At 72.8% G+C, this 6,363-nt stretch carries 5 protein-coding genes; all 5 read left to right on the forward strand.

All coding sequences use genetic code 11. The features are described from left to right. Nucleotides 1-115: 115 nt before the first annotated feature. The 5 genes from ACFWFI_RS40015 to moeZ all read left to right on the forward strand — a co-directional run bounded on the left by ACFWFI_RS40015 (nucleotide 116) and on the right by moeZ (nucleotide 6,321). On the forward strand, nucleotides 116-1,912 hold the full coding sequence (locus tag ACFWFI_RS40015) for a DUF3492 domain-containing protein (protein ID WP_387400435.1): 1,797 nt from the start codon (nucleotides 116-118) through the stop codon (nucleotides 1,910-1,912). 34 nt (nucleotides 1,913-1,946) lie between these two features. Beyond that, a complete protein-coding gene (locus ACFWFI_RS40020) occupies nucleotides 1,947-3,143 on the forward strand; it encodes a hypothetical protein (protein WP_387400437.1) in 1,197 nt (398 codons plus the stop codon). 134 nt (nucleotides 3,144-3,277) lie between these two features. Further along, nucleotides 3,278-4,243, forward strand: a complete 966-nt coding sequence (locus ACFWFI_RS40025) for an NAD-dependent epimerase/dehydratase family protein (protein ID WP_387400439.1) — start codon at nucleotides 3,278-3,280, stop codon at nucleotides 4,241-4,243. After that, nucleotides 4,231-5,058 carry a spherulation-specific family 4 protein gene (locus tag ACFWFI_RS40030; RefSeq protein ID WP_387400441.1) on the forward strand — a complete coding sequence of 276 codons (828 nt, stop codon included), beginning with the start codon at nucleotides 4,231-4,233 and terminating at the stop codon, nucleotides 5,056-5,058. Before ACFWFI_RS40025 ends, ACFWFI_RS40030 begins: the two co-directional genes overlap by 13 nt. 84 nt (nucleotides 5,059-5,142) lie before the next feature. Next, a complete protein-coding gene (gene moeZ / locus ACFWFI_RS40035; RefSeq protein WP_387400443.1) occupies nucleotides 5,143-6,321 on the forward strand; it encodes an adenylyltransferase/sulfurtransferase MoeZ in 1,179 nt (392 codons plus the stop codon). Nucleotides 6,322-6,363: the final 42 nt, after the last annotated feature.

Here is a 6,363-nt window from a genome sequence, read left to right on the forward strand (position 1 = left end):
GATGTGTATAAGAGACAGACCGTCCGTCGCACCACCTGTCTGTCCGCATACGGTCGTCCCGCTGTGAGTCGCCGATCAACGGCGGCCACCCACAAGGGAGATCGGGGGTGTGCTCGTGCGGATCGGACTCCTCACGGACGGTGGTTATCCGTATGCGACCGGTGAGTCCAGACTCTGGTGCGACCGTCTGGTGCGCGGTCTTCCCCAGCACGAGTTCGACCTCTTCGCGCTCAGCCGCTCCGCCGACCAGGAACAACAGGGCTGGGTCAGGCTCCCCGACAGGGTCGGACGGGTGCGGACGGCGCCGATGTGGACGCACGAGGAGGACGCCCGGCACCCCGGCCGCCCCAGAGGGCTGACGGGCAGACTCGCCACCGGCCTGGGGCGCTCGTACGGACGGCGGGACCGACGGCGCTTCACGGCGCACGTGACGGCGCTCGTCGGGGCGGTCTGCGCCGGCACGGAGACCGGGCCGGAATCCGACGGCGCGGGCGCCGACGCGGCGGCCGGCCTGTTCACGGACGGCCTCTACGGCCTCGCGGACCTGGCCCGGGAGAGCGGCGGACTGCACAGCGCCCTGCGCTCCGAGACGAGCGTGCGCATCGTCGAGTCGGCCTGCCGCGCCCCGGGCGCCGGGCGGACGGTCCACAGCGCCACCGTCCCCGACTACCTCGCCTTCGTTGCCGAGCTGGAGCGCGCCCTGCGCCCCCTCTCCCTCGACTGGTACGACGAGGACGGCCTCGGCGCGGTCGACCTCTGCCACGCGGCGTCCGGCGGCGCGGCGGCTCTGCCGGGACTGCTGGCCAAACGCTTCTTCGGCGTGCCGCTGCTGGTGACGGAGCACGGCGTGCCGCTGAGGGCCCACTACCTCGCGGCGCCCCGAACGCCGGCCGGTGCGCCGGTCCGCGCCCTGCTGGCCAACTTCCACGGGCTGCTCGCCTCCGAGGTCTACCGGCAGGCCGCGCTCATCACCCCCGGCAACACCCATGTCCGCCGCTGGCAGGAGCGGTTCGGCGCCGACCGGAACAAGCTGCGCACGGTCTACCCGGGCATGGAGGCGGAGCGGTTCGGGGCGGTCGGCGAGGGCGACGACGGGGGCGGCCCCGGAACGCTGGTGTGGATCGGGCGGATCGAACCCGCCAAGGACCTGATCGCCCTGCTCCACGCCTTCGCCGAGGTGCGCAGGGCCGAGCCGGACGTCCGGCTGCGGATCTTCGGCGCGCCGGTCCAGGGGACCGAGGGGGAGACCTACCTCGCCCACTGCAGGGCGCTCGCCGTCCAGCTCTTTCCCGACGAGGCCACGGACGCGCACGCCGTCGGCGACAACCCGGTCACCTTCGAGGAGATCGGAGGCCCCGAGGTGCCCGACCTCGCGGAGGCCTACGCCGCGGGCGGCGTCGTCGTCCTGTCCAGCGTCGTCGAAGGATTTCCCATCAGTCTGGTCGAAGCGATGTTCTGCGGCCGGGCCACCGTCTCGACGGATGTGGGCGCGGTCGTCGAAGTCGTCGGCGGCACGGGGCTGGTGGTGCCCCCGCGCAATCCCCGGGCGCTCGCCGATGCCTGCGTCGCGCTCCTGCGTGACCCGGAGCGCCGCGCGCGCCTGGGCGCCGCGGCGCGCGCAAGGGCGCTCGAACTCTTCACCGTCGAGCAGAACCTCACGGCATTTCGCGGCATTTACCTGGACCTGGTGGGGCATGCCCCGGCCCGGTGGGCGGCGCAGGTGGACCCTCGGGACCCGGACGGACCGCCCCGCCCCTTCGCCACACCCCCAGAGGCTCATGTGCTGGGCGCTCTGCCCCCGGAACCGGTCGCCGCACGGGCCGTGGCCGGTGCCTCCCGGGTGCCGAGCTGGGCCGTCGGCGCGGCGGGCGTGTGCGCGGGCGCACGCGGAGCGGGAGACGGCGATGCGTGACGACACGAGCGGCCACGACCACGGAGGAGCCCCGATGGGCAGACCCACCGAAGCCCCGGCCCCGGACGCCGGGGGGGAGCCGGCGGACGAAGGTCCGGGGGCGGTCCGTTCGGCACTCCGGGCACCCGAGATCGCGTACCACCCCGCTCGCAGGTCCGCGGTCAGGCGCGGACCCGCGGACCCCGTGAAGGTGCTCATGCACCGGCACCGGGACCTCTGTGAGCGCGCCGTCGACCCCCTGGAGATCGCGGCCGGCCTGGAGGCGCACGGGCTCACCGACCGGACCGCAGCGCGCTACCGGCACCGCGACGTCTTCTCGCTCGCGGAGGAGCTCTACGCCCGCGTCCCTGGCGCCGGCAGGGCCGTCCGCGACCACGGGCCACGGCCCGGCCCAGGTAAGGAGGCGCGGGCCGGATGGACACTCTCGGCGCTGCTGCCCGGGGCCGCCTGCCTCGCGACCGCCGGGGCGCTCAGGGCCACCGAAGGGGTACTCGGCGGTGAAGCCCGGTTCGCGGTGACCGCCGCCGGAGCCCTGCTCGCCCTCCTCGGGCTCCGGCTCTGTCTGCGGGGCGGCCCGCTGCGGGCCCAGGACGGCGCCGGAGGCGTCACGCTGTACGTCTGCTGGCTCCTCGGCTACGTCGTGTACGGCGACGACCTGCTCGCCCAGGTCATCAGCGGTGGACCCGACGGGCACTGGACCGCCGCGCCCGCCCCCCTGCTCGGCCTCTCGCTGGCACTGGCCCCCGCGGCCTGGTGCGCCCACCTGTTCGCCGCCCACTCGCGCCACCGGCTCGCCGGATCCCACGGTCTGTCGGAGTTCGGCGCCGGTGTACGCCCCCTGCTCTTCGGTGTCGTCGCGCTCTTCCTTTGCGCGCTGACCGCGCTGCTGTTCCTCGCCGGCCTCGGCCACCCCGGGGCGGGCGTCAGCCCCGTCGGCCCGGCCGCCCTCGGTGCCCTGCTCTTCCTGGCCCGCCTGCTGGCCGTCCACGGCTTCCCGGAGCCCGCCGCCACCGGACTCGCCGCCGCCTGCGCCGTCGAAGTGGCGGCCCCCTTCCTGGTCCTCGCCGGGCGGCTGCCCGGCCTCGGCCTCCTCGCCCGGCCGGTCGAAGCGGTAGTCGCCGCGGCCGGCCCCGGCGGCGTGCCCGTCCTCGCCTGCGGCATCGCCGCGTTCGGGCTGCTGGTCCACGCATCGGTCACCCTCACCCGGGCGTCCGCCCACGCCTCGGCCTAGCCGGGCCGCCCCACCCCCGCGGAGCCGACGCCGCGGGTCTCCCGTACCGCACACACCTTCCTCAAGGAGACACCGGACATGACCCCCCAATCCCCCTCACCGGCAGGCAGCCGTCGGCACCGAGGGGGCGCGCGATGAGGGTTCTGCTGCTCGGAGCGAACGGATTCCTCGGCCGCTTCGTCGCCGACCGCCTGCTCGCCGACCCCGCCGTGCACCTCACGGCACTCGGCCGCGGCGACGACGCCGATGTGCGCTTCGACCTCGCGGGCGGCAGCCCCGGAGCGCTCACCCGCTTCCTGGACGCCGTCCACCCAGGGGTCGTCGTCAACTGCGCGGGCGCCACCCGTGGCGGTGCCCGGGACCTGACCCGCCACAACACCGTCGCCGTGGCCACCGTCTGCGAGGCCATGCGCCGCAGCGGCTGCAGCGCACGGCTCGTCCAGGTCGGCTGTGCCTCCGAATACGGGCCCTCGCAGCCCGGCTCGTCCACCGCGGAGGACGCGGTGCCCCGTCCGGGAGGCCCGTACGGCGTCAGCAAGCTCGCCGCCACCGAGCTGGTCCTCGGCTCCGGTCTGGACGCGGTCGTGCTGCGGGTCTTCTCACCGGTCGGGCCCGGGACCCCGGCCGGCTCCCCGCTCGGCCGTCTCGCCGAGACCATGCGCCGCGCCATGCAGACCGGCGACCCCGAGCTCAAGCTCAGCGGCCTCGGGGTCCAGCGTGACTTCGTGGACGTACGCGACGTGGCGCGAGCCGTGCACGCAGCCTCGCTCTCCGCCGCCCAGGGTGTCGTGAACATCGGCACCGGAAGGGCCGTACGGCTTCGCGACGCGGCGGCGGTCCTCGCCAGGGTCGCCGGTTACGCGGGCGCACTCCACGAGCTCGACACGCCTCCCGCCCGGCTCCCCATCGGCGCCCCCCGCGCCTCCGCGGAATCCGTCGTGGAGCACCTCGCGGCAACCCCGTCCCCCTACCCCGACGGCTGCGGTGCCTGGCAGCAGGCAGATGTCCGCACCGCCCGGGACCGGCTCGGCTGGCGTCCCCGGATCAATCTGGAGGAGTCCCTCGCGGACATCTGGATGGAGGCGGCATGCCGTATCTGACCAGTACCGGCTCCACCCTGCGGACCGGCGGCGCGGAACAGCTCGGCGTCGGCGTGCCCGGATACGCCCATCCGCTGCTGGCGCCCGCCGAGTGGGCCGGGCTCACCCGGCCGGGCACACCGCTGCACTGGGCCGTCCTCAACATCGACGACGGGCCGGGCGCGCGGCCCGACCCGCACTGTCTGGAGGCCGCCGGCCGACTGCGCAACGCCCGCGAGCGCGCTCTGCACGGCGAGGTGCCGGAGGACACCGTCCGTGCCTCGGGGGGCAGGCTGCTGGGCCACATCGACCTGGCCTTCGGCAGCCGTCCCTTCGGCGAGCTGGTGGCCGACGCCCAGTCCTACCTCGACTGGTACCGCGTCGGCGGCTTCTACCTGGACCACTGTCCGGCCGAACGCGACGGGCTTCCGGCGGTCCGCCGGCTGACAAGTACCCTCTCGGCCCTGCTGGCGGACAGCGACAGCGCGGACGAGGAGGGCGGGCGGCTGGTCCTGGGCCACGGCACCCACCCGTACCCGGGTTATGCCGAGGCCGCCGACCAGCTGGTCACCTTCCGCGGTCCGTGGGCCGACTACCGCTGGTCGCAGGTGGCCGAGTGGACCGCGGCGTACGAACCGGGCCGCTTCGCGCACTTCGTCCACGGGGTCCCGCGCACACATCTGGAGGAGGCCATGCGCATCGCCCGCTGGCAGGGCGCGGGCACGATCTTCTTCACTGACCGGGACGACGCGAAGGGGCAAACCGATCCATTTGCGGCACTGCCCAGCTACTGGGACGAATTCGTCTCGCGGATCGGACCCGGTATCTCGGAATGAGGAGCGGCGTGGCAGTGTTACGGGAGAACAACCGTACGTAGATGAAGTACGTAGAAACCGACCACCTGCATTGTTGAGGTTCCTGTGTCGCTGCCACCCCTGGTCGAGCCAGCTGCTGAGCTCACCGTCGATGAGGTCCGCAGGTACTCCCGCCACCTGATCATCCCGGATGTCGGGATGGATGGACAGAAGCGGCTGAAGAACGCGAAGGTGCTCTGTGTGGGCGCCGGCGGCCTCGGCTCGCCGGCCCTGATGTACCTGGCCGCGGCCGGTGTCGGCACGCTCGGCATCGTCGAGTTCGACGAGGTCGACGAGTCGAACCTGCAGCGCCAGATCATCCACAGCCAGGCCGACATCGGCAAGTCCAAGGCCCAGTCGGCCAAGGAGACCGTGCAGGGGATCAACCCCCTGGTGAACGTCATCCTTCACGAGGAGCGGCTCGAAGCCGAGAACGTGATGGAGATCTTCGCCGAGTACGACCTGATCGTGGACGGCACGGACAACTTCGCCACCCGCTATCTGGTCAACGACGCCGCGGTCCTGCTGAACAAGCCGTACGTCTGGGGCTCGATCTACCGTTTCGACGGCCAGGCGTCCGTCTTCTGGTCCGAGCACGGTCCCTGCTACCGCTGCCTCTACCCGGAGCCGCCGCCCCCCGGCATGGTTCCCTCCTGCGCCGAGGGCGGTGTCCTGGGCGTGCTCTGCGCGTCCGTCGGCTCCATCCAGGTCAACGAGGCCATCAAGCTGCTCGCCGGTATCGGTGACCCGCTGGTCGGCCGTCTGATGATCTACGACGCGCTGGAGATGCAGTACCGCCAGGTCAAGGTCCGCAAGGACCCCGACTGCGCGATCTGCGGCGAGAACCCCACCGTCACCGAGCTCATCGACTACGAGGCCTTCTGCGGCGTCGTGTCCGAGGAGGCCCAGGAGGCGGCGGCCGGTTCGACGATCACTCCGAAGCAGCTCAAGGAGTGGATCGACGGCGACGAGAAGATCGAGATCATCGACGTCCGTGAGCCGAACGAGTACGAGATCGTCTCGATCCCGGGCTCCCGGCTGGTCCCGAAGAACGAGTTCCTGATGGGCAACGCCCTCCAGGACCTCCCGCAGGACAGGCGCATCGTTCTGAACTGCAAGACCGGTGTCCGCAGCGCGGAGGTCCTCGCGGTCCTCAAGTCGGCGGGCTTCGCCGACGCGGTGCACCTCGGCGGCGGTGTCATCGGCTGGGTCAACCAGGTCGAGCCCGGGAAGCCGGTCTACTAGACCTGCGGCGTGACGTACGAAGGGGCCGGCTCCGGTACACGG

Origin of the sequence: Streptomyces sp. NPDC060209, from assembly GCF_042728155.1 — a bacterium.
In the GTDB taxonomy this organism is placed as follows: domain Bacteria; phylum Actinomycetota; class Actinomycetes; order Streptomycetales; family Streptomycetaceae; genus Streptomyces.